Consider the following 26,989-nt stretch of genomic DNA (forward strand, 5'->3'; position numbering starts at 1 on the left):
GGGCGGACCGGGTCGTCGTCTATTCTCCGGTTCGAGCGGGTCGGCATCCGGCACCGCCGCGAAGTTGGAGGAGGTGGGTCAGGTCACTGGGACCGACGCAGAGACCGACGGCGTTACCGAGGGACAGCCGGTCGAGCAGTCGCAGGAGTCGTCCCCGGAGCGCAATGCGCGCTTCGAGAGGGACGCTCTCACCTTCCTTGACCAGATGTACTCGGCCGCGCTGCGCATGACGCGTAATCCGGCCGACGCGGAGGATCTTGTCCAGGAGACGTATGCGAAGGCGTACGGGTCCTTCCACCAGTTCCGCGAGGGCACGAACCTCAAGGCGTGGCTGTACCGCATCCTGACCAATACGTTCATCAACTCGTACCGCAAGAAGCAGCGCGAACCGCAGCGCAGCGCGGCCGAGGAGATCGAGGACTGGCAGCTCGCGCGCGCCGAGTCGCATATGTCGACCGGTCTGCGCTCCGCCGAGTCGCAGGCCCTCGACCACCTGCCCGATTCGGACGTAAAGGAAGCCCTTCAGGCCATCCCCGAAGAGTTCCGCATAGCGGTCTATCTCGCGGACGTCGAGGGCTTTGCCTATAAGGAGATCGCCGACATCATGGGTACACCCATCGGTACGGTGATGTCCCGTCTGCACCGTGGGCGCCGCCAGTTGCGCGGTCTGCTGGAGGACTATGCCCGTGGGCGCGGGCTCGTCCCGGCGGGCGCGACCGCCGCGGCGGACGAGTCGCACGATCGGAAAGGCGCGGACTCATGAGCTGCGGAGAGCCGCACGAGACGGACTGCTCCGAGGTTCTCGACCATCTCTACGAGTTCCTCGATCACGAGATGCCTGACGGCGACTGTGCCAAGTTCGAGGTGCACTTCGACGAGTGCTCCCCGTGCCTGGAGAAGTACGGTCTGGAGAAGGCCGTGAAGAAGCTGGTCAAGCGGTGCTGCGGGCATGACGACGTGCCCAGCGACCTGCGTGCGAAGGTCATGGGCCGGATCGAGCTGATCCGCTCCGGGCAGGCGGTGCCCGAGCGCGAGATCACCGCGGAGACGAACGCTCCGACGACCGTCCAGGAGTGACCGGCCGGGAGTGACCCGCGGCCGACCGTGACGGCCCACTGTGACGGCCGGCCGCTGAGGGCCGACCTTTGAGGGCGGCGCACCCCAAGCGGTCCGATCATCACCCGAAGGTGTGGAATCGGGCCGTCCATCCGGTCTCATCCCCTGCGTGCGGCTCTATTCTCCCCAGTCTGACCCACCCCGACAGGGGTGGCTGAGCGGACATGGATGGGGAGGAGGGCGCCGTGCGGGCACTTCCCCTCGGGGCGCGCGCCTATGTGTTGTGCGCCGTGCTCGCCGGGGTGCTGTGCGCCGCCCCGGCCGTGGCACGGTCCGGAGCGGCCGTTCCCTGGGCCACCCTCGCTCTGCTCGCCGCGGTCTACGCGGCCGGCGCCCGCGAGGCGAGGGCCCCCTGGCCCGAGTGGTGCGGCCCCGTGCTTCTGGCCGGGGCCTTTCTGCTGCCGCCCGCCGCCGCGGCGCTCGTGGCCGTGCCCGGCGCGCTGCTGGCCCGGGTCGAGCGGCGCCCGGCCGGGGTGCGGCGGACCTGGCGCGCCGCACGGCTCTCGCTCGCCCTCTGGGCCGCCTCGTACGCCTTCGGGGCTCTCGGCGGCCCGAACGCCCTCCGCGCCGCCCAGGACCCCGGTGCGCCCGGTTTTCCGCACGCCCTGGCGGCCGCGCTGGCCGCCGCGCTCGTCCTGTGCCTGGCCACCACCGCCCTGGAGGGCGGCGTCCTGGTCACCGCCGAGCGCCACTCCCCGCGCGCGGCCTGGCGCGGCCGGCTGCTCGGCTCCCTCGCCCCGCATCTGGTGCACGGGCCCGCCGCGCTGGCCATGGCGGTGCTGTGGCGCAGCCCGTACGGGCCCGCCGCGGCCCTGCTGGCGCTGCTGCCGATGTACGTCTGTGCCTGTGTCTTCGCCCTGTACCACCGTGAGCGCGCCGCCCACCAGGCCACCATCCGCGCCCTCGTCCAGGCGGTCGACATCAAGGACCGCTACACCCGAGGCCACAGCGAACGCGTCGGCCGCGCCTCCGTGATGATCGCCCGGGAACTGGGCATGCGCGGCGACCGGCTGGAGGCGCTGCGGATCGCGGGCATCCTCCACGACGTCGGCAAGCTCGGCGTCCCCACCCGGCTGCTGCGCAAGAACGGACCGCTGACCCCCGAGGAGCGCCGCGTCATCGAGCTTCACCCCGAGTACGGCCATGAGATGGTGCGCGGCATCGGCTTCCTGGGCGAGGCGCGGGCGGCCATCCTCCACCACCACGAGCGGCTGGACGGCAGCGGCTATCCGTACGGGCTCGCGGGGACGGACATCCCGGAGTTCGCGCGGGTGGTGGCGGTCGCGGACGCCTTCGACGCGATGACCTCGACGCGTACCTACCGCAGGGCCCGGCCGGTGGAGACGGCGGTGGAGGAGCTGAAGCGGTGCGCGGGGTCGCAGTTCGACCCCCGTATGGTGCGGGCCCTGGCCCGTGCCCTGGACCGCCACGGCTGGCACGCGGCGGTCACGGCGGACGCCTGTGAGGAGCGCGGAAACGTCCCGCCAGGGTCCCTCGGATCGGAGCCTTCCGCGCCGCCCGCCCCGCTGGTGCGCGCGGCGGCGCCCGGCCGGTCCGGCGACCTTGGCCCGCCGCCGGATCCGGACGGCCCGCGCCGCCCGGACGGTGGCCGGTGACGGCGGCGCCCGGCACGGCCGGCCGGGGCCGGGAGCGTATACCCGGGCGGCGGGAGGGGGCGCTGATCCTCGGGGCCGTGTACAGCGCCGCCGGGGCGCTCGCCGCCGTCGCGCTGGGCTGGACCGAGTGGCACGGGGTACGCGAGCCGGAGGCGGCGCTGGCCTTCGGGGTGCTCATCGCGGTCGGGGAGGCGCTCCGGTGCGCCGATGTCCCGCCCGCGTTTCCGCGCGCGAGCGGGGCGCATGAGCACCGAGGTGAGCCCGCGCCCGTCGCCGCCGCGGGTGCCCTCGGCTACGCCCTGCTGGGGCGGCTCGGCGGGGAGCCCACCACGCATGGCGTCCTTCAGGCCGTCACCGTCGTCGTGGCGGCCTCACTGGCGGGCATGGTGCCGCGGCTGGCGCTCGGGCGTCCGGCCGACCCCGGTCACGCGGCCCGCCGGGTGCTGACCGTCGCGTTCGCCGCCACCTGCTTCCAACCGCTCCACCACAGCGGCCGCTTGGCCTCCTGGCTCGGCCATGGCTCCTACGTCGTCGCGTACTTGCTGGGCCTGCTGGCCCTGACCGCGCTGTGCGACGCCGTCCTGGCCGCGGCCCTCGCCCGCGCCCGTACCGGCTGGCCGTACGGACCGCTGCTCCGCGACGAGCTGCGGGCGCTGCCGGGGGTGGGCGCGGCGATCTGCGCGACCGGGGTGGTGATGGCGCTCACAGCCGCCGTCGTGGGGCTGTGGGCGCTGCCGGTGCTGGCGGTGCCGTTGCTGCTGATCCAGTACTCGTTCCGCCGCTACGCCGGCATACGGGCCACCTACCGGCAGACCATCGCCTCCCTGGCCCGCTCGACCGAGATAGCGGGGTACACCCCGACCGGCCACGCCCGTAAGGTCGCCGTCCTCAGCCGGGCCGTCGGCCGTGAGCTGGGGTTTTCCGAGCCGACCCTGACCGTGCTGGAGTACGCGGCGCTGATGCACGACATCGGGCAGCTGTCGCTGCTGGATCCGGTGCCCGCCGGGGCCACCGAGCCGCTGCCCCTCGCCGAGCAGCGGCGGATCGCGCTGCTGGGGGGCGCTGTGGTACGCCAGACCGGGGTACCCCCGGAGGTGGCGGTGGTCGTCGAACGGCAGGCGGACCCCTACCGGGATCAGCCGCGGGCCGCGCGTATCGTGCGCGCGGTGAACGCGTACACGGAGCTGGCGAGCGGTGGGGCGGGCGGCCCGGCGGGCGCCCCGCTGCGCGCCCTGGAGCGGCTTCGGCTGGCCACGGCGCGTGACTACGACCCGGTGGTGGTCGAGGCGCTGGCCACAGTGCTCTCACGCCCGGTGCACGGCCGTCGCACGGGGAGAACTCATGGGTAATAAGCGGGTCTCCCAAGAGGCGTGGTTGGATGCGAAGAGAGGGGTGTCGGGCCGATGGCCGGTGGCAAGGAGGTGTGGTGGGGCATCGTGTCCCGGCCGAAGGTGAGGGGCCGGGCTGAGATGTCCGCGAATGTGTGGCAGGTTGTCTTCCAGGGAGGGCGACGCCGTCCGCGAAGGCATCTGGTGCGGGACTACTTCGATACCGGCAGGCGGGAATCGTGAAGATCTTCGGCAAGGTACGGCACCGGCCATCCGCCTCATGGCGGCAGGCCACGGACCGTGCGTTCACGCTCATCGGCGACGGCCGGTACGAGGACGCGGGAGCGCTGCTGACCCGCGCCGCCGACCTGGAGCCGTGGCTGTCGGAGTCCTGGTTCAACCTCGCGCTGCTGCACAAGTTCCGGCACGACTGGGAGCAGGCGCGCGCCGCGGGGCTGCGCGCGGTCGCGCTGCTGGACCGCGAGACGGGCGCTCCGGACTGGTGGAATGTGGGGATCGCCGCGACCGCCCTGCAGGACTGGCCGCTGGCCCGCCGCGCCTGGCAGGCGTACGGGCTGAAGGTGCCCGGAGAGGCGTCCGCGTCCGGTGAGCCGCTGGGCATGGAGCTGGGCAGCGCGGCGGTACGGCTGTCGCCGGAGGGCGAGGCCGAGGTCGTCTGGGGCCGCAGGCTGGACCCGGCGCGGATCGAGGTGCTGTCCATCCCGCTGCCGTCCTCCGGGCGGCGCTGGGGCGAGGTCGTGCTGCACGACGGCGTCCCGCACGGCGAGCGTGTGACCTCCGCGGGCCCCTCCTACCCGGTTTTCGACGAGATCGAGCTGTGGGCGCCGTCCCCGGTACCGACCTGGGTGGTGCTGCTGGAGGCGGCCACCGAGGCCGACCGGGACGCCCTGGAGCGGCTCGCGGCGGACGCGGGCTTCGCGGCCGAGGACTGGTCGTCGTCGGTGCGGCTGCTGTGCCGCTCCTGCTCGGAGAGCCGGATGCCCAGCGACGAGGGCGAGGGCGAGCATTTGGACCCGCACGACCACAGCGAACCGGGCCATCCCGGGCCACTGGGGCACCGTACGGCGGGCTCGGGCTCGCTGTGGGTCGCCGAGCGCGAATGCGGGATCGCGGCGCCGGGCGGGCTGGTGCGGGGGCTGCTGGACGGCTGGGTCGCCGACAGCCCGGACACCCGTGAGTGGCGGGACCTGGAAGAGGTCTGCTGACCGCCCGGAGCTGCGCTCACGCCCCGGACGGCCGGGCGGGCCCGTACCCTGTAGGGCGACGCATCACGGTTGAAGGAAGGCATACGGCGGACGATGGCGCAGCAAGGGACTGAACAGCAGGTGGACGACCAGTTCATCGTGGACACGGAGGACTGCGAGGAGCGCGAGCGGGCGTACCGCGAGCGCGGCACCGCCCGCCCGATCACCGTCGTCGGCAATCCGGTGCTCCACAAGGAGTGCCAGGACGTCACCGTGTTCGACGAGGGGCTGGCGCGCCTGATCGACGACATGTTCGCCAGCCAGTGGGCGGCGGAGGGCGTGGGCCTGGCCGCCAACCAGATCGGCGTCGACCTCAAGGTCTTCGTCTACGACTGCATGGACGACGAGGGCGTCCGGCACGTCGGCGTCGTGTGCAACCCGGTGCTGGACGAGCTGCCCGCCGAGAGCCGTGTGCTGGACGACTCCAACGAGGGCTGTCTGTCGGTCCCCACCGCCTACGCCGAGCTGGCCCGCCCCGACTACGCGGTGGTGCGCGGCCAGGACGCCGAGGGCAAGCCGATCGCGGTGCGCGGCACCGGCTACTTCGCGCGCTGTCTGCAGCACGAGACCGACCACCTCTACGGCCGTCTCTACATCGACCGGCTCTCCAAGCGCGAGCGTAAGGATGTGCTCCGGCAGATGGCCGAGGGGACCCCGCGCTACGAGACCGTGCCGAACGACTGAGCGCGCCTCCCGCATACGGCCAAGGGCCGGATCCCTCCCGGGGTCCGGCCCTTGACCTGTACGCGGCTCAGAAGCGGCTCAGAAGTCGTCGTCGAAGGAGACCGAGCCCTCCACCGCGACCTGGTAGGCCGAGGCGCGTCGCTCGAAGAAGTTGGTCAGCTCCTGGACGTTCTGCAGCTCCATGAAGGAGAAGGGGTTCTCCGAGCCGAAGACCGGGGCGAAGCCGAGGCGCTGGAGGCGCTGGTCGGCCACGCACTGCAGGTACTCCTGCATCGACGCGGTGTTCATGCCCGCCAGCCCGTCGCCGCACAGATCGGAGGCGAACTGCAGCTCCGCCTCGACGGCCTCCTTCAGCATGTCGGTGACCTGCTGCTGGAGCTCGTCGTCGAAGAGGTCCGGCTCCTCCTGGCGAACGGTGTCCACGACCGAGAACGCGAAATCCATGTGCATCGACTCATCGCGGAAGACCCAGTTGGTGCCGGTCGCGAGGCCGTGCAGCAGCCCGCGCGAGCGGAACCAGTAGACGTACGCGAAGGCGCCGTAGAAGAACAGCCCCTCGATACAGGCCGCGAAGCAGATCAGATTGAGCAGGAAGCGGCGCCGGTCGGCCTTGGTCTCCAGCCGGTCGATCTTCTCCACCGAGTCCATCCAGCGGAAGCAGAATTCCGCCTTCTCCCGGATGGAGGGGATGTTCTCCACTGCCGCGAAGGCGGCGGTGCGGTCGTCCGGGTCGGGCAGGTAGGTGTCCAGCAGCGTCAGATAGAACTGGACGTGCACGGCCTCCTCGAAGAGCTGCCGCGACAGGTACAGCCGCGCCTCGGGGGAGTTGATGTGCTTGTAGAGCGTCAGCACGAGGTTGTTGGAGACGATCGAGTCGCCGGTCGCGAAGAAGGCGACCAGACGGCCGATCAGATGCTGCTCCCCGGGGGAGAGCTTGGCCAGGTCGGTGACGTCGGAGTGGAGGTCGACCTCCTCCACGGTCCAGGTGTTCTTGATCGCGTCGCGGTAGCGGTCGTAGAACTCCGGGTACCGCATCGGCCGCAGGGTCAGCTCGAAGCCCGGGTCGAGCAGGTTTTTGTGACGCTGGGGGTCGGCGCGAAGCGCCGTCGATGAGGGGCGGTGGTCGGGCGACGGGTGGGCGGTACGCATTACTGGCATGCCTCGCAGGACTCGGGGTTTTCCAGGGAGCAGGCGATGACGTCCTCGTCGGCGGCGGGCGCCTGCTGGACGGGGACGGTGGCGGCGGCCGAGCCACCGCCGCGCGCCGACTGGGCGATCCGGGTCGCCGGGCGCGAACGCAGGTAGTAGGTCGTCTTGATGCCCTGCTTCCAGGCGTACGCGTACATCGAGCTGAGCTTGCCGATGGTCGGCGAGGCCAGGAAGAGGTTCAGCGACTGGCTCTGGTCGAGGTACGGGGTACGGGCCGCGGCCATGTCGATCAGGGCGCGCTGCGGGACCTCCCACGCCGTCCGGTACAGCGCCCGGATGTCCTCGGGCACCCAGGAGAAGTCCTGGACCGAGCCGTTGGCCTCGCGCAGCGCCTCGCGGGTCTGGGCGTCCCAGCCGCCGAGCTTCTTGAGGTCGTCCACCAGATAGGAGTTGACCTGCAGGAACTCCCCGCTGAGGGTTTCGCGCTTGAAGAGGTTGGAGACCTGCGGCTCGATGCACTCGTACACGCCCGCGATCGAGGCGATGGTCGCGGTCGGCGCGATCGCCAGCAGCAGCGAGTTCCGCAACCCGGACTTCGCCATCCGCTCGCGCAGCGCCGCCCAGCGCTCCGGCCAGGTCGCCACCGCGTCCGTGTAGTGGTCCGGGTGCAGCACCCCGCGTGCGGTGCGCGTCGCGGACCAGGCCGGATGCGGGCCGTGGCGCTCGGCGAGCTCACAGGACGCCTCGTAGGCGGCGAGCATGATGCGCTCGGAGATCCGCGTGGAGAGCTTCTTCGCCTCGGGGGAGTCGAAGGGCAGCCGCAGCCGGAAGAAGACGTCCTGCAGCCCCATCAGGCCGAGTCCCACCGGCCGCCAGCGGGAGTTGGAGGCCCCGGCCTCTTCCGTGGGGTAGAAGTTGATGTCCACCACGCGGTCGAGGAAGGTCACGGCGGTACGGACCGTGGCGTCCAGCCGCTCCCAGTCCATGCCCTCTTCCCCGTCGCCGGCGTCCTTGCCGAGGTGTGCCGCGAGGTTGACCGAGCCCAGGTTGCACACGGCGGTCTCGCCGTCGTCCGTGACCTCCAGGATCTCGGTGCAGAGGTTGGAGGAGTGGACGACCTTGCCGGGCTCGGCGGTCTGGTTCGCGGTGCGGTTGGCGGCGTCCTTGAACGTCATCCAGCCGTTGCCGGTCTGCGCGAGGGTGCGCATCATCCGGGCGTACAGCTGGCGCGCCGGGATCTGCTTGAGCGCCCGCCCCTCGGCCTCGGCCTTCCGGTACGCGGCGTCGAACTCCTCGCCCCACAGGTCCACCAGCTCGGGCGCGTCGACCGGCGAGAACAGCGACCAGTCGGCGTCCGCCTCGACCCGGCGCATGAACTCGTCCGGGATCCAGTGCGCGATGTTGAGGTTGTGGGTGCGGCGGGCCTCCTCGCCCGTGTTGTCCCGCAGCTCCAGGAACTCCTCGATGTCCGCGTGCCAGGTCTCCAGATAGACGCAGGCGGCGCCCTTGCGCCGGCCTCCCTGGTTGACGGCCGCCACGGAGGCGTCGAGCGTCCGCAGAAACGGCACGATGCCGTTGGAGTGGCCGTTGGTGCCCCGGATCAGCGAACCGCGCGCACGGATGCGGGAGTACGACAGCCCGATGCCGCCCGCGTGCTTGGAGAGCCGTGCGACCTGGTGGTAGCGGTTGTAGATCGAGTCGAGCTCGTCCAGCGGGGAGTCCAGCAGATAGCAGGAGGACATCTGCGGATGGCGGGTGCCGGAGTTGAACAGCGTGGGGGAGCTGGGCAGATACGACAGCGTGCTGGTCAGCCGGTACAGCTCGGCCACATCGGCGAGGGCCCGCTCGGACCCGTCCTCGGCGAGCCCGCAGGCCACCCGGAGCAGGAAATGCTGCGGGGTCTCGATCACCTGACGGGTGATCGGGTGGCGCAGCAGATAGCGGCTGTGCAGGGTGCGCAGCCCGAAGTAGCCGAAGCGGTTGTCGGCGCCGTCGGCGAGCGCCTGGTCCACCAGCGCGTCCAGCCGGGCGGCGTGCGTGGCCACGAACTCGGCGGTGGAGTCGGCGATCAGGCCCTCGTGGTGGCCCACCCGGACGGAGGCGGAGAAGGAGACCGAGCCCTGCCCGGCCGCCTCCTCCGTGATCGCGAGGGCCAGCAGCCGCGCGGCCAGCCGTGAGTACTCCGGCTCTTCGGCGATCAGCCCGGCCGCCGCCTCGATCGCCAGAGTGCGCAACTCCGCCTCGTCCGAGCCGGGATGGCGGCCGCGCAGGGCGGCGGCCGCGACCTTGCCGGGGTCGGTGGCGGGAAGATCGGCGGTGAGGCCGGTCAGGGTCCGCAGCAGGGCGGTCCCGGGCGCGTCGGTCACTGCCTGAGAAGCCGTTGCCTCTGAAACCGGATCCGCGGGCGCGATGGTCACTGAAGTGCTCTCCCTCGCTCGGCTGGGGGCCAGGAGGGCGGTGCGCGACGGTCGCGTACGGGCATGCCGATTCCGCACTCGCGTACGGAGGCACACCGCGCAGCGTCCATCGAACCCAACCCGCGAGGCCCGGACGTATGCAGACGGCCGTCGGCAGGTCCTCGGACTCGCGGGTACGCATAAAGCGCACACGTACACCGTTGCGGGACAGTTCCGGATTCCCACCGGATTCCCCTGCGGCGACAGCGAGCACGAGCATACATCTTGTGTCGGCCGACGCACGTGCCCCCACATCTTGTGTCGTGAGGTGAGGAGTTTCGTATAAATGTGCTAGTGCGTTCCCGGCGCTGCCCGTGACCTGGGGCCCGTGTTCCGCCATCCGGCGAAAGCCCGGGCGAGGCGGGCGCGGTCGTCGGCGTAGCCGCTTTCGAAGGTCTCGCGGTGGTCCCGACGCGGTCCGACAGTACGCGAATCGGCCTGCCGGTGTGGTGTGTCGACCGGGTCGCCGGGCGACCGCGCCGCACCCCGCGCCCCCACTTCGGGGCTCGGCGGGGACGCGCACCGGGCGGCCGATCACATCCGCGAACAACTGGGAACCGTCAGCTCACCGCTTGCTGCCCTCCGTGGCCTCGGGGTTGGCAAGGTGGTGAAGCCTCTCGCCGCGTGCGTAGCGGCCGACCTCGGCGGCGGTGACGGCGGCGGCGCGGTGGGCGGTCTGCCGGGTGGCGCCGGCCAGATGCGGGGTGGTGACGACGTTCGGCGCGGAGTACAGCGGCCAGTCGGCGGGCGGCGGTTCGATGTCGTATACATCCAAGGCGAGGGCGCCGAGGCGGCCGGTGCGCAGCGCCTCGGGCAGCGGGGCGTAGTCGAGCAGCCCGCCGCTCGCGGTGTTCACGAGGACCGCGCCGGGCCGCATCCGCGCGAGCCGGCCCGCGTCGAGGAGATGGCGGGTCTCGGCGGTCAGCCGGGCGTGCAGGCTCACGATCTCGCTGCGCACGAGGAGTTCGTCGAGCTTGACGGGTTCGACGCCGTCGGCGCGGGCGGCCTCGCCGTCCGTGTACGGGTCCGCGATCAGCACCCGGGCGCCGAAGGCGCGCAGCACCCGGGCGACGATCCGGCCGACGGCCCCGTAGCCGATCAGGCCGACGGTCGCGCCGTCCAGCTCGCCGCCGGCCTCCTGGTACGCGGAGAGGTCACCGGGCCAGCGGCCGGCGCGCAGCTCGGCGTGGGCGGTGGGGATCCGGCGCATCGCGGCGAGCATCATGCCGATCGTGAACTCGGCGGCGGCGACGGCGTTACGGCCCGGGGCGAAGCTCACGGCGACGCCCGCGCGGGCCGCGGCCACCAGGTCGACATTGACCGGGCCGTCGCGGGCGACCGCGACCATGCGCAGCTCGGGGCGGGCGGCGAACACCCGCTCGGTGAAGGGCGCCGTCTGTGTCACACACACCTCGGCATCGAGGAGCGCCTCGATCAGCTGCTCCTCGGTGCCGCTCGCCTCGCTCACCCCGTCCACGGGGCCGAAGGGCTCGTGCGGCCACGGAAGCGTCAGCTCGCCGATGTCCAAACCGTCCGGGTCCAGCTGATCGAGGAGGGCCGCCGCGATCAGCTCGGGCGTGATGAAGTGGTCTCCGGCGGCGAGGACGCGCATGGGTGGCCTTCCTTCGGCGTTCCATCACATGAGCGATGCTCGATTTAACACCTTGGACTTGATGAGGCAATGGCCGACGCGTGGGAGGCGCCGGATGACCGCCCGACTGCTGCTCGTACGCCACGGCGAGACCGTGTGGCACGCGGAGAACCGGTATGCCGGAATCTCCGACAGCGCCCTGACGGAGCGGGGATACCGGCAGGCCCAGGCGCTCGCCCGCTGGGCCGAGGGCCGCGCCATCGGCGCGGTGGTACCCACAGCGGCGCGATGCCCGGTATCGGCTCCCAGTCGCGCTCCGGCGCGCGGACGAAGCCCAGCCGCCCGTAGAGCCGGTGAGCGGCCGTCATCGACTGCTGGCTGCAGATCACGATCCCCGTGAGCCCGAGCCCCCGGGCCCGGCACCGCGTCCGCCGCGACCAGCACCTCGGCCTGCTCGGCCCGCCGCCGGGCGTCGCGCGGCCGCCGTTGCTGCTGTCCGTGGTGCCCAACTCGGACCCCGCCGCCGGTGGGAACCTCGTCCAGCTGAACGGGCAGAACCTGCGCAACGTCATCAGTGTGACCTTCGGCGGCGTGCCCGCCCAGATCGCCAGCCAGAGCAGTTCCGGTGGCGGCGGCTGGGGTCGTGACTGGGACGGCGGCTGGGGCGGCGGTGGCTGGCCCGGAGGCGGCTGGTCGGGGAATCCCACCAACGACGTCGTCGTGGTGATAGCCCCGCCGCACGCGCCCGGGTCCGTCCAGGTCCTCGTCACCACCACCGTCGGCACCAGCAACAGCCAGCCGTACACCTACGTGGCGCCGACGCCGCCCCCCGCCGTCTCCATCACCCCGGTCGTGGGACCGACCACCGGCGGCACCCTGTACTTGATCACGGGCACCAACCTGACCGGCGTCACCAGCGTCACCTTCGGCGGGAGCCCCTCGGCGATCCTGACCATCAACCCGGCCGGGACCGGCCTGGTCGGCATCACCCCGGCAGGCCCGCCCGCGGGCGGCAACGTCACCGTCACACTGAGCGGCCCCAACGGCACCGCCACCGTCCCCGGCGGTTTCACCTACTTCGTCGCGCCGGTCGCCCCGGTGCCCGCCGCCATCACGCCCACCACCGGACCTATCGCCGGCGGCACCGCGTTCACCATCACCGGCACCAACCTCGGCAGCGTGCTGGGCGTGCTGTTCAACGGCGTTCCCGCCACGGGTGTGACCGCCACCGCCACCGCCACCACGGTCACCGGCACCACCCCGCCCGGGGTGCCCGGCAACGCGACCGTCACGCTGGTGACGGCCTTCGGGACCTTCACCGTCCCCGGCGGCTTCCTCTACGTCTGACGGCGGACGTCAGGCCGCTGCTCGCGCCGGTCACCGAGCCTCGTTCCACGGGGCCCGGTGACCGGCGTCGTCGTCCAAACTGCCTAGCTGTGCTCGGTGCTCTTGCGGCGCCGCATCCACCACACCAGCGTTCCGCCGACCGCCGCGAGAACCCCGGCGATGCCTGCGATCAGACCCACAGGGGTGTCGGATCCGGTGTCGGCGAGGTTCCCGTCCGGGTCCTTGGTGGCCGGGGACTGACTGCCGTCGCCGCCGCCCGGGGTGGACGGGTCGGGCGCCGGAGTGGTCGGCTGGTCGGTCGGTTTGTCCGTGGGCTTGTCGGTCGGTGTCGGCGTCGGGGTCGGTGTCGGCGTCGGGTTGGGCTCGTCGCCGCCGGGGAGCTTGCCTGAGGTCCCTCCCAGGTACGCGGTCTCGGTGTCCTGGTAGGTCGTCTCGGCACCGGTGGAGGTCTTCGTGGTCTTGTCCAGGCCGCGGTGCTCAAGGTTGAACTGGGTGCGGGTGATGTTCCGCTTGGGTGCCTTGGAGAAGTCCACGCCGCCGACGGTGATCACCCAGACCTCTTGGCCCTTGGTGAGTTCGTACTTGAACTCGCCTTCGGTGAAGATCTTCCGGTACTTGTCGAAGACCTGCTGCTTGTCCCAGTTCTGGTTGGGGGCGCGCAGCGGCCAACGCTTGACGTCGTTGCTGTCGATGATGCTGTGGAAGTCCGTCGGCGACGCCGCGTCCTTACGGCGGATGTACTCGGCCGCGACGCGGGCGTTGTAGACCCGGCGCAGGTCGGCGTACTGGGGCTCGGTGTTGATCCACTTCTCGACGAGCGGGACCACGGTGCGGCCGAGGACACGTTCGTTGTGCTCGATCTCGGCCTTGGTGAGGTCGTCGGCGCAGGAGTTGCCGCCGCCGGGGCCGGGGGTGTTGATGTCCATGTATTCCGACTTGAGCTTCAGCGGGGCGTCGAGGATGTAGACGCCGCCGTCCTGCTCACGGACCTTGGCCGTCTTGGGCTCGATCCAGTTGCGGCCGGAGTTCAGGCACGGCCAGCCGTTGCGCTTGACCAGGCCGTCCCACGCCGCCTTACCGATTTCGGTCTTGGGGTCCATGGCCTTGAAGAAGTCGTGCTTGAGCCGAAGGTCGGCCTCCAGCAGTACGCGGCCGGCGTCGGTGGACGCGAACTTGCTGTCCGCGATCGTCTCGGGCTGGTCCGGGTTGAGGTTGACCCAGAACTTGTCCGGCGTGAGCGCGAGCCAGGTGAACATGGCGTCCGAGGACATCGTCAGCTTGGCGTCCCCGCCGTAACCCGGGTTGGTGTCGTGGTTCTTGGCGTAGTCGGCCTTCATTGAGTAGTTGAAGCCCTTGCCCTTCACCGGGTCGCCCACGTAGCTGAGTTCGAGGCTGGAGAAGTCGATGCCGCCGGGGCCGCGCATGAAGTATCCGCGGGAATTGTTGTTGTTGTAGATCCGCTGGAGTTTCTGGGCCTCCTCCAGGGACTTCCCCGAACGGAGTGCCTGGTCGATGATCGGGCCGCGCATGCCGTTCTTGCGCGGGTCGGGGTTGAACCGCGGGTCGTAGCGCGTGTAGTTGTTCGGGTTCTGGGTGCGCTCTATCGCGTTCGAGCGGCGCTCGTTGATCCCGGCCACCGTGCGGGTGGTGTTGCGGTGCTGCTGGATGTCCTTGTTGAGCTGGGCGATCCGGTCCTTGGTGGCCTGCTCGGTGCGCGCGCCGGTCAGGTACCGGTTGGTGACCTTCTCGTTCTGCTTGGCGATCTGCCGGTCGGCGTCGACCTGCGACTGCTTCACCTCGCCGTTGGACTTGACCTCGACGTGCACGTCGGTTCGCCGGTTACGGGCGTCGACCCAGCGGCGCTTCTTCTTGCCGTTCTCGTCGGTGTAGTCGACGGGGTCCTCACACCACCAGTCGGGGCCGATCATGTTGTGCTTCTTGACCATGCGGGCCATGAAGGCTTCGCCGCGGTAGTTGTTGCCGGGCTTGCCGATGTACTTCACGTCCAGATAGCGCCTGAAGTCCGTGTAACCGCCACGGCCGCGCTGCTCCTGGTAGCGGGCGTAGATCTCCATGACGCGGTCGGCCGGCTTGCCGGACTTGTCGGCGATCCGCTGCCACTTGCGGTAGTCCTTGCCCGCTTTTTTGAGCTGTTCCTCCGTCGGCGGGAGGACGCCGTCGTACGCCTTGGCCGGGTTGTCGTAGGTGTAGGTCTCGTCGTTGGGCCAGGGGTCGTACTCCAGGTTGTCCGGGGGGCCGGAGTTCGCCGGAGTGCGGTCGAATTTCTGGCCCAGGTACTTCTCGTCACAGCGCTGCGTACGCGGCTTGGCTTCGGCCTCGTCGGTGTGGAGGCCGGGCAGACCGGCGAGCGTGACGGCACTGGCCGCGGTGAAGGCGACCGCCAGGCGCGCCCAGAGGCGCCGTGGGTGCGTGGGTTTGGATATGAGGCTGTTCAACGTGCGCCCTCCCCCTGAGAGCCCCTGTTCAAGACCGCGGCGCGCGAGAGGGCTCCGAGGCTGCGTCTAGGTGGTGGTTGCGCCGACGACGCTTCACGTTAAGGGGCGGGGCGCGTGTTGTTCCGGGGTTTTGTACGGCGTGTTCGCGTCAACTCCCCCTGGTTCTCGAATCGTTACTGATCGAACCAGGTGTCTTCCATCGACACGACGGCATCCTCGGTGCGCCGCACACGGAAGACCGAGGCCATCAGGCCGCGCCGGTCGGTGGGCGAAACAGCCTTGAGCGCAAGACCCGCAAGGGCGTCCCACGCGAAGCTCCGCGGTGCGTGGGCCGGGTTGACCCCGGCAGCGGCGGCCTGCTCCGGGGTGATCCCGAAGGCGTCGAGAATCGCGGTCACCTCGCCTTCGACATCCCAGTTCTCCTCACCGGCGAAACCGGCCGCGAAGAGACGGGCGCCGTCGGGGTGCACGATCTTCCAGGTGCCGTAGTCGGCGCCGGGAAGGTCCATGTCCGCGGCGGCGACGATGACCGCATCGGGGTAGCGGTCGGCGAGCGCTTCGGCCTGCTCCTGGATGGGGAACCGCTCGGACAGGCTGATCAGGGCAGGGTCGTTGATCTCGGTGACGCCGCCCCAGCAGCCGACCCGGATCACATCCAGGTCGGCGCGGGTGTCCACGTCGATGAGTTCGGTGACGGGAATCGTCCCTTGGTCGTCCAGCACCCGGTCGACGGTGCCGAACGCCTCGGCGAACGACCGCGCCCGCGCCTGATCGTGGGCCGCGAGCACGCCATCGGGGCCGGGGAACGGCGGCGGCACGACGGTCAGGGTGAACTCGCCGTGCCGTTCCACGGGTTCATCGGAGGGGTAGTCCCACAAGGTCTCGTCAGACATGGACGACACCGTAGCGGGCCGTCCCCCGCCCTCACGCTGTGCCGAGGTGGTCGAGTCGTCCTGCCTTGGCGCTGCGTATGAGGGCGGTGGGGGTGGTGGTGAGGATGGTGTCCGGCTGGTCGCTCTCGCGGAGTCGGACGGTGGTGTCGTCGGGTGCGGAGACGTACAGGCAGGCGTTGCCTGTGGAGCTGTACGAGGACTTCTGCCACTGGTGGGTTCGCATGTGCCCCGTCCTATGCCTTGCCGAGGCGGTCGAGTTGCCCGGCCTTGGCGCTGCGTATGAGGCGTCCTAGGGCCCTGGGGGTGGTGGTGAGGATCGTGTCGGGTTCGTCGCTCTCGCGGAGTCGGATGGTGGCATTGTCGGGTGCGGAGACGTAGAGGCAGGCGTTGCCTTCGGAGCTGTACGAGGACTTTCGCCAGTCGTGGGCGGACATCTCATTCACCTTCCAGGGTGCTGACGATGTGCCGGATGAAGTCGCGGGATTGCTTCTCTGGCAGAGCGACCGCCTCCATGCGATCAAGCACGACGCGGTACTTCTCCAGCTGGGCCGCTGCATCGAGGAGTTCGGAGCCATACTCCGCATCGAGTTGCACCGTGTCCAGCTGAGGCACGGGCCCGGAGACGTAGCAAACGGACTGTCCCGAGCCCGGGAACGACCCGGCATCGAAGGGGATCACCAGCACTTTGATGTGATCGTGCTCGCTCATGTCGAGGATGTGCTGCAACTGCCCATGCGCGGTTACCGGTCCACCGAAGCGCATCCGCAGGGCGGCCTCATGGACGATCGCCGTATAGGGCGTGGGCTTGTCCCGATAGAGGATGGCCTGGCGTTTGACGCGGTGCGAGACGCGGTGTTCCACGTCTGGAGGAGGCAAGGGCGGCACGGCTTGCCGGAAGATCTCCCTAGCGTGCTCGGACGTTTGCAGCAGGCCGGGGACGTGGGCGATGTACGCCGTGCGCAATGCCACGGCGTGGTGTTCGAGCTCGGCCAGGTCGAGCAACCCGGTGGGCAGGATTTCCCGGTACTCCTCCCACCAGCCGCGCTTGCGTTGTGCCGCCATGTCAATGAGCGTCGCGATCAGAGCTTCGTCTGCGCACGAATAGTTCCGCGCGAGTGCTCGTAGCCGGTCCGCGCTCACGCCCAACCGGCTCGCCTCGATATTGCTGATCGTCGTCTGGTTGGTGCCGAGCAAGCTCCCGGCCTCGGTCGACGTCAAACCGGCGCGCTCCCGGAGCCTGCGCAGCTCAGTGCCGAGGCGGAGTTGACGTGCGGTCGGAAGGCTTCTCATGGGCATCTGCCGATTCTCCCTGCTCAGACGCAACAGGCGTGTCACTCACACGAGCGGTATATGCACTCCTTTTCCGTTCAGGGGTAAATACCTTAAGGGTCGCGGTCTACGGTATGTGCCCGGGATCACAGCCCAACTCCACGCACAGACCGGAGACTTCATGCCCATCCCACCCCCGGAAAACCCCTGGTCGTACTCACTCCGCCTGCCCCACGACCCCCGCGCCGCCGCCATCGCCCGCACTACCCTCCGTGCGGTCCTCGCCCGGCACGGCATGGGTGACCTCACCGACCCCGCAACCCTCGTGACCAGTGAGGTGGTCACGAACGCCTACCGCCACACCACCGGTCCGGCCGAAATGCGTATCCGCGCCGTGGAGGAGGGCCGTCTGCGGATCAGCGTGTGGGACACCAATCCGGACATCCCGCCGCCCTTCGACAAGCCCCCGGCCCTCTTCGACCGCTCGTCCGCCCTCGCCGAGGTCGCCGCGAACACCGAGGCCACGTACGGACGCGGCCTGCTCATCGTCCGGATCTGTGCCGACAACTGGGGTGGCTACGCCCTCGCCGACGAGCTGTTCGGCAGGAGCGGCAAGCTGCTCTGGTTCGAACTCGCACCGCAGCCGCCGTGCGGTGCCTACGAGATCGCCGCCTGACGCGCGGGCGTCATGGCCGGTGGCCGGTGGGAAGGGCGAGGCGCACCTTCGACGGGCGGTCGGCGAAACGGGCCGTCGGCTCCCGCCAGGGGGGAGCCGACGGCCCGTTCGCCGTCAGTCAGCGCAGACCGCCGCAGGCTTCAGTGGCCGCCCGGGGAGCCCGCCGTGGCCGGCGGGAGGTCGACCTGGACGCCCGGGTCGCCCGCGTCCGCCTTGTAGTCGGCGGCGGTGGTCTCGTCGATGCCGTCGGGGGCCTTGACCGCGCGCAGCACCACCGTCAGGACGACGGTCACCAGCACGTTGAGCGCGATCGCGGTGAAGCCGATGTAGCCGATCTCGCCGATTCCGGGGATATCGGCGGTGTTGCCGAAGTGCTTCTGGGTGGCGCTCGGGGTGTCGTACGCCTTCCAGGTGCCGTAGATCATGCCGACCGCCCAGCCCGCCAGCAGTGCCCAGCGGTGGAACCAGCGGGTGAACAGGCCGCCCACCAGGGCCGGGAAGGTCTGCAGGATCCAGACGCCGCCCAGCAGCTGGAAGTTGATCGCGACCGTCTTGTCCATGCCCAGGACGAAGATCAGCGCGCCGACCTTGACCAGCAGCGAGACCAGCTTGGAGATCTTGGTCTCCTCCTCCGGCGTGGCGTTGGGCCGCAGGAAGTCCTTGTAGATGTTGCGCGTGAACAGATTCGCCGCGGCGATCGACATGATGGCCGCCGGGACGAGGGCGCCGATGCCGATCGCGGCGAAGGCGATGCCCGCGAACCAGTCGGGGAACATGTCCTCGAAGAGCTGGGGGATGGCCAGCTGGCCGTTTTCGACCGTGACCCCGGCGGCGATGGCCATGAAGCCGAGCAGCGCCAGCAGCCCCAGCATCAGCGAGTACAGCGGCAGGATCGTGGTGTTGCGGCGGATCACCTCGCGGCTGCGGCTGGAGAGCGTCGCGGTAATGGAGTGCGGATACATGAACAGGGCCAGCGCCGAGCCCAGGGCCAGGGTGCCGTAGGCCCACTGGCCCTCCGCCGGGGGTGCGAGCGATCCCGTCCCCGCCTTGGTGAACTTGTCGTTCGCCGCGCTGAAGATGTCGTCGAAGCCACCCAGCTTGATCGGGATGTAGATGATCGCCACCGCGATGACGATGTAGATCAGGGTGTCCTTGACGAAGGCGATGAGCGCGGGCGCGCGCAGCCCCGAGGAGTAGGTGTACGCCGCGAGGACGCCGAAGGCGATCAGCAGCGGCAGGTCCTTGATGAACCAGTTGGTGTTCTCCCCGCCGCCGACGCCCATCACGTCCAGCACCGCCTGGATGCCGACGAGCTGGAGGGCGATGTACGGCATGGTGGCGAGGATGCCGGTGATCGCGACGGCCAGCGAGAGCCCCTTGGAGCCGAAGCGGCCGCGGACGAAGTCCGAAGTGGTGACATACCCGTGCTTATGGGACACCGACCACAGCCGGGGCAGGAAGGTGAAGATCAGCGGGTAGACCAGGATGGTGTACGGGACCGCGAAGAAGCCGGACGCGCCCGCCGCGTAGATCGCCGCCGGGACGGCGACGAAGGTGTACGCGGTGTAGAGGTCGCCGCCGAGCAGGAACCAGGTGATCCAGGTGCCGAAGCTGCGGCCGCCCAGTCCCCATTCGTCGAGGTTGTTGGCGTTCTCGGCGGAGCGCCAGCGCGCGGCCAGGAACCCCATGACCGTGACGACCAGGAAGAAGAAGATGAAGACGGCGAGTGCGACGCCGTTCACTCCGTCGTTCATGCCGGGTCACCCCCCTTGCGCGCCCGCTGCTCACGGCGGACCAGGATGTAGGCGACCGAGGTCAGCACGGCCGAGACCGGCACCCAGAGCATTTGGTACCAGTAGAAGAACGGGATCCCGATGAGGGTCGGCTCGACCTTGGCGTACGAGCCGACCCAGAGCATCCCGACAAAGGGTGCGATCAGGCACAGAGCGGCCACGACGCGCGTAGGCGTCACGACCGGTCTCCTGCCGGGTGAAGCGGACGTGTCTGACATGCGGCGGGCTCCAGTCCCCTCGGCTCATCACCTGCGTCACAGTCGATCACCTGGATCCCAGCTGATCATTTGTGTAATGCGCAGGAAATCTAAGCCCCCGGCCCGGCGGTCGTCACTACCCGTCCGTATATCGGTATGAGAAAGAAAGCAGGTCGCCGTGGCGCGACCCAGCCGTGGCGCGGCGCAGTCGCGGCGCGCCCGGACGTACCGCCGCTCAGCCGTTCGGCCGCTGGAGCCGTGCCACGAACTTGTAGCGGTCCCCGCGGTAGACCGACCGCACCCACTCCACCGGCTCACCCGACGCGTCCAGCGAGTGGCGCGAAAGCATCAGCATCGGCAGCCCGACATCGGTGCCGAGCAGCCCCGCCTCGCGCGGGGTGGCCAGCGATGTCTCGATGGTCTCCTCGGCCTCGGCCAGATGGACGTCGTACACCTCGGCGAGGGCCGTGTAGAGCGAGGTGTACTTGACCAGGCTGCGGCGCAGCGCGGGGAAGCGCTTGGCCGACAGGTGGGTGGTCTCGATCGCCATCGGCTCGCCGCTGGCCAGCCGCAGCCGCTCGATGCGCAGCACCCGGCCGCCGGTCGCGATGTCCAGCAGCCCGGCCAGCCGGTCGTCGGTGGTGACATAACCGATGTCCAGCAGCTGGGAGGTGGGTTCGAGGCCCTGGGCCTTCATGTCCTCGGTGTACGAGGTGAGTTGCAGGGCCTGGGTGACCTTGGGCTTGGCCACGAAGGTGCCCTTGCCCTGGATCCGCTCGAGACGGCCCTCGACGACGAGCTCCTGCAGCGCCTGGCGCACGGTCGTACGCGAGGTGTCGAAGTCAGCGGCCAGGGTGCGCTCCGGGGGGACCGGGGTGCCGGGTGGCAGGGTCTCGGTCATCTCCAGCAAGTGACGCTTGAGGCGGTAGTACTTCGGGACGCGCGCGGTGCGCGTCCCACCGGAGCTGTTGCCGCTCTCGGCGGCCGTCGTGGTGGCCGCCGCCGTTGCCCCCTCGGTCTCCATCGCGCGCCCTTCCGACTCCTGGTCTGCTGCCGTCACCGGCTCCTCCGAACTCAGCGGCTCACATCGTGGCACGGTCCCGGCACCGGGCGGCCGCTCGGGCCGGATGTCGGGAGGTGTCGGTCCGGTAACGGAGCCGCCGGCGACTCTTATACACCCTTGACACCCCCAAAGGTCCAGGCCAAGCTTCCCCGGACTGGTCTAAACCATTAAACCTCTCATCCGGTCCTTTGAGGAGAGTGCTGTGAAGCGTGGGCTCATAGCGGCGACAGGCGTCGCGGCAATGCTGGTGAGCGTCGCGGGCTGTGGATCCGGCGGCGATGACGACAAGGCCGGAGCGGACGGTTTCAAGGGGGAGACGCTGACCGTCTGGGCGATGGACGGATCCACCCCCGCCGGGTGGACGAAGGATGTCAAGGCCGCTTTCGAGAAGAAGACCGGCGCCAAGCTGAAGCTGGAGATCCAGCAGTGGAACGGTATTCAGCAGAAGGTGACGACCGCGCTCTCGGAGTCCGACCCGCCGGACGTCCTGGAGATCGGCAACACCCAGACCCCCTCCTACGCCCAGACCGGCGGCCTCGCGGAGCTGGATGACCTGAAGAAGTCGATCGGCGCCGACTGGTCCGCATCGCTCAACAAGTCCGCGGTCTACGACGGCAAGCAGTACGCCGCGCCCTGGTACGCGGCCAACCGGGTCGTCCTCTACAACAAGAAGATCTGGGCCCAGGCCGGGATCAAGGACACCCCGAAGACGCGGACCGAGTTCTTCCGGGACCTCGACACCATCGAGAGGAAAACGAACGCCGAGCCCCTCTATCTCCCGGGCCAGAACTGGTACTTCTTCGACGGTCTGACCATCGGCACCGGCGCCGACCTCGTCAAGAAGGACGGCGACAGGTGGGTCTCCGACCTCGGCGACCCCAAGGTCGGCAAGGCGATGGACATCTACAAGCAGTACCAGTCCTTCAGCAAGGCGCCCAAGGACAAGGACGAGGCCACCCCGCAGCAGGGTGAGGTCTTCGCCAAGGGCAAGACCGGCGCCTTCATCGGGATGGGCTGGGAGGCGGCCATCGCCGTCAAGGCCAACCCGAAGATCGAGAAGGACATCGGCTACTTCACCATCCCGGGGGAGACCGCGGACAAGCCGGAGGGCGTGTTCCTCGGCGGCTCCAACCTCGCCATCGCCGCGGGCAGCAAGAAGCAGGAGCTGGCCAAGGAGTTTCTGAAGATCGCGCTGAATGACACCTACGAGGGGCAGCTGGCCGAGGAAGGCGGCGTGATCCCCAACAAGGAGTCGCTGCAGGCCGAGCTGAAGGGCAACGCCGCGGCACAGGCGGCCGCGCCAGCCGCGGCGGGCGGCGGTACCACCCCGCTGATCCCCGAATGGGCCGCGGTGGAGAACGCCCCGAACCCCGTCAAGTCCTACATGACGGCGGTGCTCAGGGGGAAGTCGCCCGCTGACGCCGCGAAGTCGGTCGAGGACGAGATGAACAAGCGCCTCAGCCAGGAGCAGTAGACAACGATGGCCGTAGCGACCGAACGCAACGACCCCGGCCCGGCGGCGGCCGGGGTCCGCCGGAGCGGGGCACCGCCGGTCCCCACCGCCCCGGCCCCGGCCCCCTCCGGGCGCGGGCGGCTGACCGGCGTCGCCCCGTATCTGCTGCTTCTGCCCGCGCTCGCCGTGACCGCGGTGCTGCTGGGCTGGCCGCTGGTGAAGAACGGCATGCTGTCGTTCCAGAACCTCAATATGCGGCAGCTGATCCAGCACCTCACCGAGTGGAACGGCGTCGACAACTACCGCACGGCGCTGACCAGCGAGGACTTCTGGCGGGTCACCGCCCGGTCGGTGATCTTCACCGGGGCCAATGTCGTGCTGATCATGGTGCTGGGCACCCTGACCGGGCTGCTGCTGGCCCGGCTCGGGAAGGCGATGCGGCTGCTGCTCTCCATCGGTCTCGTCCTGGCGTGGGCGATGCCCGTCATCGCGGCGACCACCGTCTTCCAGTGGCTCTTCGCGGCCCGCTTCGGGGTGGTCAACTGGGTGCTGGACAAGCTCGGCCGGCACGCCATGGCCGACTACAACTGGACCGGCAGCCAGTTCTCCACCTTCTTCGTCATCACCGTGCTGATCGTCTGGCAGTCGATCCCCTTCGTCGCGATCAACCTCTACGCGGCGACCACCACGATCCCCAGAGAGCTCTACGAGGCGGCCGCGCTCGACGGCGCCGGTACCTGGAAGAGCTTCACCTCGGTGACCTTCCCCTTCCTCAAGCCGTTTCTGCTCGCCACGACCTTCCTCGAAGTCATCTGGGTCTTCAAGGCGTTTCCGCAGGTCTTCGCGATCAACGAGGGCGGCCCCGACCGGCTCACCGAAACCCTTCCCGTATACGCCTTCATCGAGGGCGTCGGCAATCAGCACTACGGCATGGGCGCCGCGATCTCGCTGCTGACCATCCTGGTGCTGCTGGCCCTGACCTCGTACTACCTCCGGATCGTGCTCAGGCAAGAGGAGGACGAGCTGTGAAGCGCTCGCCGCTCGCCCGGCTGTGGCCCAACGCGATGGCCGTCGTGCTCTTCATCGGCTTCGCGTTCCCCGTCTACTGGATGTTCAGCACGGCGCTCAAGCCGACCTCGGACATCATCTCCGAGGACCCGGTGTGGTTCCCGACCAGCGCCACCTTCGAACACTTCCGGAAGGCGGTGGACGCCAAGGACTTCTGGACGCTGGTGGGGAACTCCCTCACCGTCACCGTCTCGGCGGTCGCCCTCTCCCTGGTGGTCGCGCTGCTCGCGTCCTTCGCCATCGCCCGGATGCGCTTCAAGGGGCGCCGCGGCTTCCTCGTGACGTTCATGGTCGCGCAGATGGCGCCCTGGGAGGTCATGGTGATCGCGATCTATATGCTCGTCCGCGACGGCGACATGCTGAACAGCCTGCTGCCCCTCACCCTGTTCTACATGGTCATGGTGCTGCCCTTCACCGTACTGACCCTGCGCTCCTATGTCGCCGCCGTGCCGAAGGAGCTGGAGGAGTCGGCGATGGTCGACGGCTGCACCCGGACGCAGGCGTTCCTCAAGGTGATCTTTCCGCTGCTGGCCCCCGGGCTGATGGCCACCTCGCTTTTCGGCTTCATCACCGCCTGGAATGAATTCCCGCTGGTGCTCATCCTGAACAAGGAGCCGGGCGCGCAGACCCTTCCGCTGTGGCTGTCCAGCTTCCAGACCAACTTCGGCGACGACTGGGGCGCCACCATGGCGGCCGCCTCCCTCTTCGCCGTCCCGATCCTGCTTCTGTTCCTGTTTCTGCAACGCAAGGCGGTCGGTGGGCTCACTTCCGGCGCTGTGAAGGGATGAACCGCGGCCATGACGACCCTCGCACACGACTCGGCCACCCTCACCCGGGACGCCCTCACCGTTCTGCAGCCCGGCTTCACCGGTACGACGGCCCCCGACTGGCTGCTGCGGAGACTCGGCGAGGGGCTCGCCTCCGTCGGTCTGTTCGGCCGGAACATCGCCTCGTCCGAGCAGCTCGCCGCGCTCACTGCCCAGCTGCGCGCCGAGCGTGACGACGTCCTGGTGGCGATCGACGAGGAGGGCGGCGATGTCACCCGGCTGGAGGTACGCACCGGCTCGTCCTTCCCCGGCAATCTGGCACTCGGCGCGGTCGACGACCCCGAGCTGACCCGCGCGGTCGCCCGGGAGCTGGGCCGCCGGCTCGCCGAATGCGGCGTCAACCTCAACTGGGCGCCGTCCGCCGACGTCAATTCCAACCCGGACAACCCGGTCATCGGCGTCCGCTCCTTCGGCGCCGAGCCCGGGCTCGTCGCCCGGCACACCGCCGCGTACATCGAGGGGCTGCAGGGCGCCGGAGTCGCCGCCTGCACCAAGCACTTCCCCGGACACGGCGACACCGCCGTCGACTCCCACCAGGCCCTGCCGCGGATCGACGCCGGTCTCGACACCCTCGCCGCCCGCGAACTGGTGCCCTTCCGCGCCGCCGTCGCCGCCGGGACCAAGGCCGTGATGAGCGCGCACATCCTGCTGCCCGCGCTCGACCGGGAGCTGCCCGCCACCCTCAGCCCCGCCGCGCTGCACGGCCTGCTGCGCCGCCCCGTCGCCGACGGCGGACTCGGCTTCGACGGACTGATCGTCACCGACGGCATGGAGATGCGGGCCATCGCGGACGCCTACGGCATCGAGCGCGGCAGCGTGCTGGCGATCGCCGCGGGCGCCGACGCGATCTGCGTCGGCGGCGGACTCGCCGACGAGGACACCGTCCTGCGGCTGCGCGACGCGCTGGTGGCCGCCGTAAGCGAGGGGTGGCTGCCCGAGGCGCGGCTGGCCGACGCCGCGGCGCGGGTGCGCGCCCTGGGGGAGTGGACGCGGCGATCCGGCGGGCCGGGCGCGGCCGATCGCATCGCGCCCGCTCCCCAGGTGGGGCTCGCGGCGGCCCGCCGGGCGCTGCGGGTCACCCCCGGCGGCCCGGCGTACGAACCCCTGACCGGCCCCGGCTACGTCGCCGCCTTCACCCCGGTCGCGAACATCGCCGTCGGCGACGAGACCCCCTGGGGCGTCGCCGCCGAACTGGCCCGGCTGCGCCCCGGCACCGGGACCGCCACCTACGGCCGGCAGGACGCCGAAACCGCGGGGATCCCCGCCCTGATCGAAAATATGCTCGACGATGCGGCGGACCGTAGGATCGTCGCAGTGGTCCGCGATGTCCACCGTCACCCCTGGATGGCCGACGCCCTGGACGCCCTGCTCGCCGCCCGGCCGGAGACGGTCGTCGTGGAGATGGGGGTGGACCAGGCGCCGCCGGCCGGAGCGCTGCACATCGCGACTCATGGCGCCGCCCGGGTCTGTGGCCGGGCCGCCGCGGAGGTCATCGCCGGCGACGCGGCCGGGGACTGACACCACCCAGCTCAGCCAGCACAGCCACCTGGAGGCACCCAGCATGTCCGCCACGACGACGGCCCAGCGCAGTGACCAGCCGGGCCGGATCATGTCCGGCGAGATGGCCGAGCAGCCCGCCGTGCTGCGCCGCTTGCTCAGCCGGGAGGAAGGGGAAGGCGCCCCGAAGATCCGTGAGGTCGCGGAGCGGATCGCCGCGCGCAACCCGCGCTTCGTCCTCCTCACCGCACGGGGTACCTCCGACAACGCGGCCCTCTACGCCAAGTACCTGCTCGAAGTGTTGCTGGGTAAGCCCTGCGGCCTGACGTCCATGTCGACCACCACCGCGTACGGCGCCCGGCAGGACCTCACCGATGTGCTGGTGATCACCGTCAGCCAGTCCGGCGGCTCCCCGGACCTGGTCGCCTCCACCGAGGCCGCCCGCGCGGCCGGTGCGATCACCCTCGCGGTGACCAACAACGCCGACTCGCCCCTCGCGGCCGTCTCCGAGTTCCACATCGATGTGCTGGCCGGGCCGGAGAAGGCGCTGCCCGCGACCAAGACCTACACCGCCGAGCTGCTGGCCCTGTATCTGTTCGTGGAGGGCCTGCGCGGCGGCGACGGCGGGGCCGCCAAGGCGCTGCCCGACCTCGCCCAGCAGATCCTCGACCGCAAGGACGAGGTCAGGCAGCTCGCGGGGCGCTACCGCTTCGCCGAGCGCATGGTCCTCACCTCGCGCGGCTACGGCTACCCGACCGCCAAGGAAGCCGCGCTGAAGCTCATGGAGACCAGCTACATCCCGGCGCTCTCCTACTCCGGCGCCGATCTGCTGCACGGTCCGCTCGCCATGGTCGACAACATCTCGCCGGTCATCGCGATCGTCACCGAGGGCAAGGGCGGCCAGGCGCTGCAGCCGGTGCTGGAGCGGCTGCGCGGCCGGGGCGCCGATCTGGTCGTCATCGGTGCCCAGTCGGAGGTGGACCAGGCGTCCGCGGGGTTCGCGCTGCCGACCGAGGGCGTGGCCGAGGAGGTCCAGCCGATCCTGGAGATCCTGCCGCTGCAGATGCTGGCGTACGAGGTCACCATCGCCCGCGGCCAGGACCCGGACGCCCCCCGCGCGCTGGCGAAGGTGACGGAGACGCGCTGACCGGAGAACCGCTGATCCGAGGCGCACGAAAAGGCTCCCGCCGCCTCCTGGTGAGGCACGGGAGCCTGTGTGTCACCCGCGGGCCGCGGCGCCAGGGC

Annotated in this window: 24 protein-coding genes, 2 pseudogenes and 1 riboswitch; of the genes and pseudogenes, 14 read left to right on the forward strand and 12 right to left on the reverse strand. The window is 70.1% G+C overall.

Features of this window, described 5'->3' with window-relative positions; genetic code table 11:
- Nucleotides 1-73: 73 nt before the first annotated feature.
- From ABZS71_RS00760 to def, 6 genes are all read left to right on the forward strand, one after another.
- Nucleotides 74-763 (forward strand): sigma-70 family RNA polymerase sigma factor, encoded by a 690-nt coding sequence (locus ABZS71_RS00760; RefSeq protein ID WP_356206356.1) that lies wholly within the window; start codon nt 74-76, stop codon nt 761-763.
- Nucleotides 760-1,077 (forward strand): mycothiol system anti-sigma-R factor, encoded by a 318-nt coding sequence (rsrA, locus tag ABZS71_RS00765; RefSeq protein ID WP_355851451.1) that lies wholly within the window; start codon nt 760-762, stop codon nt 1,075-1,077. The genes ABZS71_RS00760 and rsrA overlap by 4 nt, the downstream gene beginning before the upstream one ends.
- A gap of 224 nt (nt 1,078-1,301) precedes the next feature.
- Nucleotides 1,302-2,732, forward strand: coding sequence for an HD-GYP domain-containing protein (locus ABZS71_RS00770; RefSeq protein ID WP_356206358.1), 1,431 nt, complete (start codon nt 1,302-1,304; stop codon nt 2,730-2,732).
- 77 nt (nt 2,733-2,809) lie between these two features.
- A complete protein-coding gene (locus tag ABZS71_RS00775; RefSeq protein WP_356206361.1) occupies nt 2,810-4,081 on the forward strand; it encodes a metal-dependent phosphohydrolase in 1,272 nt (423 codons plus the stop codon).
- Between the two features lie 218 nt (nt 4,082-4,299).
- Nucleotides 4,300-5,286 carry a hypothetical protein gene (locus ABZS71_RS00780; protein WP_356206363.1) on the forward strand — a complete coding sequence of 329 codons (987 nt, stop codon included), beginning with the start codon at nt 4,300-4,302 and terminating at the stop codon, nt 5,284-5,286.
- 93 nt (nt 5,287-5,379) lie between these two features.
- Nucleotides 5,380-6,009: a peptide deformylase gene (gene def / locus ABZS71_RS00785; RefSeq protein WP_355851460.1), complete on the forward strand. Its 630-nt coding sequence runs from the start codon at nt 5,380-5,382 to the stop codon at nt 6,007-6,009.
- 78 nt (nt 6,010-6,087) lie between these two features.
- On the opposite strand, the gene ABZS71_RS00790 is transcribed toward def, so the two are convergent.
- From ABZS71_RS00790 to ABZS71_RS00800, 3 genes are all read right to left on the reverse strand, one after another.
- Nucleotides 6,088-7,158: a ribonucleotide-diphosphate reductase subunit beta gene (locus tag ABZS71_RS00790; protein WP_355851564.1), complete on the reverse strand. Its 1,071-nt coding sequence runs from the start codon at nt 7,156-7,158 to the stop codon at nt 6,088-6,090.
- Entirely contained in the window at nt 7,158-9,575 is a 2,418-nt protein-coding gene (locus ABZS71_RS00795) for a ribonucleoside-diphosphate reductase subunit alpha (RefSeq protein ID WP_356206365.1), read from the reverse strand. Before ABZS71_RS00795 ends, ABZS71_RS00790 begins: the two co-directional genes overlap by 1 nt.
- A 134-nt stretch (nt 9,576-9,709) precedes the next feature.
- A riboswitch (cobalamin riboswitch) is annotated at nt 9,710-9,847 on the reverse strand.
- Nucleotides 9,848-10,179: 332 nt separating this feature from the next.
- Nucleotides 10,180-11,226 carry a 2-hydroxyacid dehydrogenase gene (locus ABZS71_RS00800; RefSeq protein WP_356206368.1) on the reverse strand — a complete coding sequence of 349 codons (1,047 nt, stop codon included), beginning with the start codon at nt 11,224-11,226 and terminating at the stop codon, nt 10,180-10,182.
- Between the two features lie 94 nt (nt 11,227-11,320).
- Here ABZS71_RS00800 and ABZS71_RS00805 point away from each other — a divergent pair.
- Nucleotides 11,321-11,476, forward strand: a pseudogene (locus ABZS71_RS00805) (phosphoglycerate mutase family protein); the annotation flags it as partial.
- Nucleotides 11,477-11,492: 16 nt separating this feature from the next.
- On the opposite strand, the pseudogene ABZS71_RS00810 reads toward ABZS71_RS00805, so the two are convergent.
- Nucleotides 11,493-11,624 (reverse strand): annotated as a pseudogene (locus ABZS71_RS00810) (GNAT family N-acetyltransferase); the annotation flags it as partial.
- Between ABZS71_RS00810 and ABZS71_RS00815 the strand changes: the two are divergent.
- Complete coding sequence (locus tag ABZS71_RS00815; protein ID WP_356206370.1) at nt 11,602-12,552, forward strand: IPT/TIG domain-containing protein; 951 nt, start codon at nt 11,602-11,604, stop codon at nt 12,550-12,552. The pseudogene ABZS71_RS00810 and the gene ABZS71_RS00815 sit on opposite strands and share 23 nt — an antisense overlap.
- Nucleotides 12,553-12,635: 83 nt before the next feature.
- Here ABZS71_RS00815 and ABZS71_RS00820 read toward each other — a convergent pair whose 3' ends face one another.
- The 5 genes from ABZS71_RS00820 to ABZS71_RS00840 all read right to left on the reverse strand — a co-directional run bounded on the left by ABZS71_RS00820 (nt 12,636) and on the right by ABZS71_RS00840 (nt 17,191).
- Nucleotides 12,636-15,008 carry an LPXTG cell wall anchor domain-containing protein gene (locus tag ABZS71_RS00820; RefSeq protein ID WP_356206372.1) on the reverse strand — a complete coding sequence of 791 codons (2,373 nt, stop codon included), beginning with the start codon at nt 15,006-15,008 and terminating at the stop codon, nt 12,636-12,638.
- A gap of 173 nt (nt 15,009-15,181) precedes the next feature.
- Nucleotides 15,182-15,901, reverse strand: coding sequence for a DUF6333 family protein (locus ABZS71_RS00825; RefSeq protein WP_356206374.1), 720 nt, complete (start codon nt 15,899-15,901; stop codon nt 15,182-15,184).
- Nucleotides 15,902-15,932: 31 nt separating this feature from the next.
- Nucleotides 15,933-16,124: a DUF397 domain-containing protein gene (locus ABZS71_RS00830; RefSeq protein ID WP_356206376.1), complete on the reverse strand. Its 192-nt coding sequence runs from the start codon at nt 16,122-16,124 to the stop codon at nt 15,933-15,935.
- 10 nt (nt 16,125-16,134) lie between these two features.
- Nucleotides 16,135-16,335 carry a DUF397 domain-containing protein gene (locus ABZS71_RS00835; RefSeq protein ID WP_356206378.1) on the reverse strand — a complete coding sequence of 67 codons (201 nt, stop codon included), beginning with the start codon at nt 16,333-16,335 and terminating at the stop codon, nt 16,135-16,137.
- Nucleotide 16,336: 1 nt separating this feature from the next.
- Nucleotides 16,337-17,191: a helix-turn-helix transcriptional regulator gene (locus ABZS71_RS00840; RefSeq protein ID WP_356206843.1), complete on the reverse strand. Its 855-nt coding sequence runs from the start codon at nt 17,189-17,191 to the stop codon at nt 16,337-16,339.
- A gap of 160 nt (nt 17,192-17,351) precedes the next feature.
- Between ABZS71_RS00840 and ABZS71_RS00845 the strand changes: the two genes are divergently transcribed.
- Nucleotides 17,352-17,846, forward strand: coding sequence for an ATP-binding protein (locus ABZS71_RS00845; protein WP_356206381.1), 495 nt, complete (start codon nt 17,352-17,354; stop codon nt 17,844-17,846).
- Nucleotides 17,847-17,986: 140 nt separating this feature from the next.
- On the opposite strand, the gene mctP is transcribed toward ABZS71_RS00845, so the two are convergent.
- The 3 genes from mctP to ABZS71_RS00860 form a co-directional block, all read right to left on the reverse strand.
- Nucleotides 17,987-19,600, reverse strand: a complete 1,614-nt coding sequence (gene mctP, locus ABZS71_RS00850; protein WP_356206383.1) for a monocarboxylate uptake permease MctP — start codon at nt 19,598-19,600, stop codon at nt 17,987-17,989.
- The gene (locus ABZS71_RS00855) at nt 19,597-19,857 is read right to left on the reverse strand and encodes a DUF3311 domain-containing protein (RefSeq protein ID WP_356206386.1); all 261 of its coding nucleotides are present in this window, start codon (nt 19,855-19,857) and stop codon (nt 19,597-19,599) included. Before ABZS71_RS00855 ends, mctP begins: the two co-directional genes overlap by 4 nt.
- A 214-nt stretch (nt 19,858-20,071) precedes the next feature.
- Entirely contained in the window at nt 20,072-20,860 is a 789-nt protein-coding gene (locus tag ABZS71_RS00860; protein ID WP_355851567.1) for a GntR family transcriptional regulator, read from the reverse strand.
- A gap of 241 nt (nt 20,861-21,101) precedes the next feature.
- Here ABZS71_RS00860 and ABZS71_RS00865 point away from each other — a divergent pair, with 241 nt between their 5' ends.
- From ABZS71_RS00865 to ABZS71_RS00885, 5 genes are read left to right on the forward strand one after another with little or no spacing between them, the layout of a single operon-like run.
- Nucleotides 21,102-22,373: an extracellular solute-binding protein gene (locus ABZS71_RS00865; protein ID WP_355851496.1), complete on the forward strand. Its 1,272-nt coding sequence runs from the start codon at nt 21,102-21,104 to the stop codon at nt 22,371-22,373.
- Nucleotides 22,374-22,379: 6 nt separating this feature from the next.
- Entirely contained in the window at nt 22,380-23,381 is a 1,002-nt protein-coding gene (locus ABZS71_RS00870) for a sugar ABC transporter permease (protein WP_356206389.1), read from the forward strand.
- Nucleotides 23,378-24,208 (forward strand): carbohydrate ABC transporter permease, encoded by an 831-nt coding sequence (locus ABZS71_RS00875; protein WP_355851501.1) that lies wholly within the window; start codon nt 23,378-23,380, stop codon nt 24,206-24,208. Before ABZS71_RS00870 ends, ABZS71_RS00875 begins: the two co-directional genes overlap by 4 nt.
- Before the next feature lie 9 nt (nt 24,209-24,217).
- Nucleotides 24,218-25,765: a glycoside hydrolase family 3 protein gene (locus ABZS71_RS00880; protein WP_356206392.1), complete on the forward strand. Its 1,548-nt coding sequence runs from the start codon at nt 24,218-24,220 to the stop codon at nt 25,763-25,765.
- A 43-nt stretch (nt 25,766-25,808) separates the two neighbouring features.
- Nucleotides 25,809-26,891: an SIS domain-containing protein gene (locus tag ABZS71_RS00885; RefSeq protein WP_355851507.1), complete on the forward strand. Its 1,083-nt coding sequence runs from the start codon at nt 25,809-25,811 to the stop codon at nt 26,889-26,891.
- Nucleotides 26,892-26,989: the final 98 nt, after the last annotated feature.

It is taken from the genome of Streptomyces sp. NPDC005393 (assembly GCF_040606675.1).
In the GTDB taxonomy this organism is placed as follows: domain Bacteria; phylum Actinomycetota; class Actinomycetes; order Streptomycetales; family Streptomycetaceae; genus Streptomyces.

Excerpts from the sequence above, each read along its gene's own strand:
- ABZS71_RS00830 (WP_356206376.1), bottom strand. The coding sequence starts at position 16,124 with ATGCGAACCCACCAGTGGCAGAAGTCCTCGTACAGCTCCACAGGCAAC.
- ABZS71_RS00885 (WP_355851507.1), top strand. The coding sequence starts at position 25,809 with ATGTCCGCCACGACGACGGCCCAGCGCAGTGACCAGCCGGGCCGGATC.
- ABZS71_RS00870 (WP_356206389.1), top strand. The coding sequence starts at position 22,380 with ATGGCCGTAGCGACCGAACGCAACGACCCCGGCCCGGCGGCGGCCGGG.
- ABZS71_RS00840 (WP_356206843.1), bottom strand. The coding sequence starts at position 17,191 with ATGAGAAGCCTTCCGACCGCACGTCAACTCCGCCTCGGCACTGAGCTG.
- ABZS71_RS00880 (WP_356206392.1), top strand. The coding sequence starts at position 24,218 with ATGACGACCCTCGCACACGACTCGGCCACCCTCACCCGGGACGCCCTC.
- mctP (WP_356206383.1), bottom strand. The coding sequence starts at position 19,600 with ATGAACGACGGAGTGAACGGCGTCGCACTCGCCGTCTTCATCTTCTTC.
- def (WP_355851460.1), top strand. The coding sequence starts at position 5,380 with ATGGCGCAGCAAGGGACTGAACAGCAGGTGGACGACCAGTTCATCGTG.
- ABZS71_RS00855 (WP_356206386.1), bottom strand. The coding sequence starts at position 19,857 with ATGTCAGACACGTCCGCTTCACCCGGCAGGAGACCGGTCGTGACGCCT.
- ABZS71_RS00825 (WP_356206374.1), bottom strand. The coding sequence starts at position 15,901 with ATGTCTGACGAGACCTTGTGGGACTACCCCTCCGATGAACCCGTGGAA.
- ABZS71_RS00835 (WP_356206378.1), bottom strand. The coding sequence starts at position 16,335 with ATGTCCGCCCACGACTGGCGAAAGTCCTCGTACAGCTCCGAAGGCAAC.
- ABZS71_RS00800 (WP_356206368.1), bottom strand. The coding sequence starts at position 11,226 with ATGCGCGTCCTCGCCGCCGGAGACCACTTCATCACGCCCGAGCTGATC.
- ABZS71_RS00845 (WP_356206381.1), top strand. The coding sequence starts at position 17,352 with ATGCCCATCCCACCCCCGGAAAACCCCTGGTCGTACTCACTCCGCCTG.
- ABZS71_RS00790 (WP_355851564.1), bottom strand. The coding sequence starts at position 7,158 with ATGCGTACCGCCCACCCGTCGCCCGACCACCGCCCCTCATCGACGGCG.
- ABZS71_RS00860 (WP_355851567.1), bottom strand. The coding sequence starts at position 20,860 with ATGGAGACCGAGGGGGCAACGGCGGCGGCCACCACGACGGCCGCCGAG.
- rsrA (WP_355851451.1), top strand. The coding sequence starts at position 760 with ATGAGCTGCGGAGAGCCGCACGAGACGGACTGCTCCGAGGTTCTCGAC.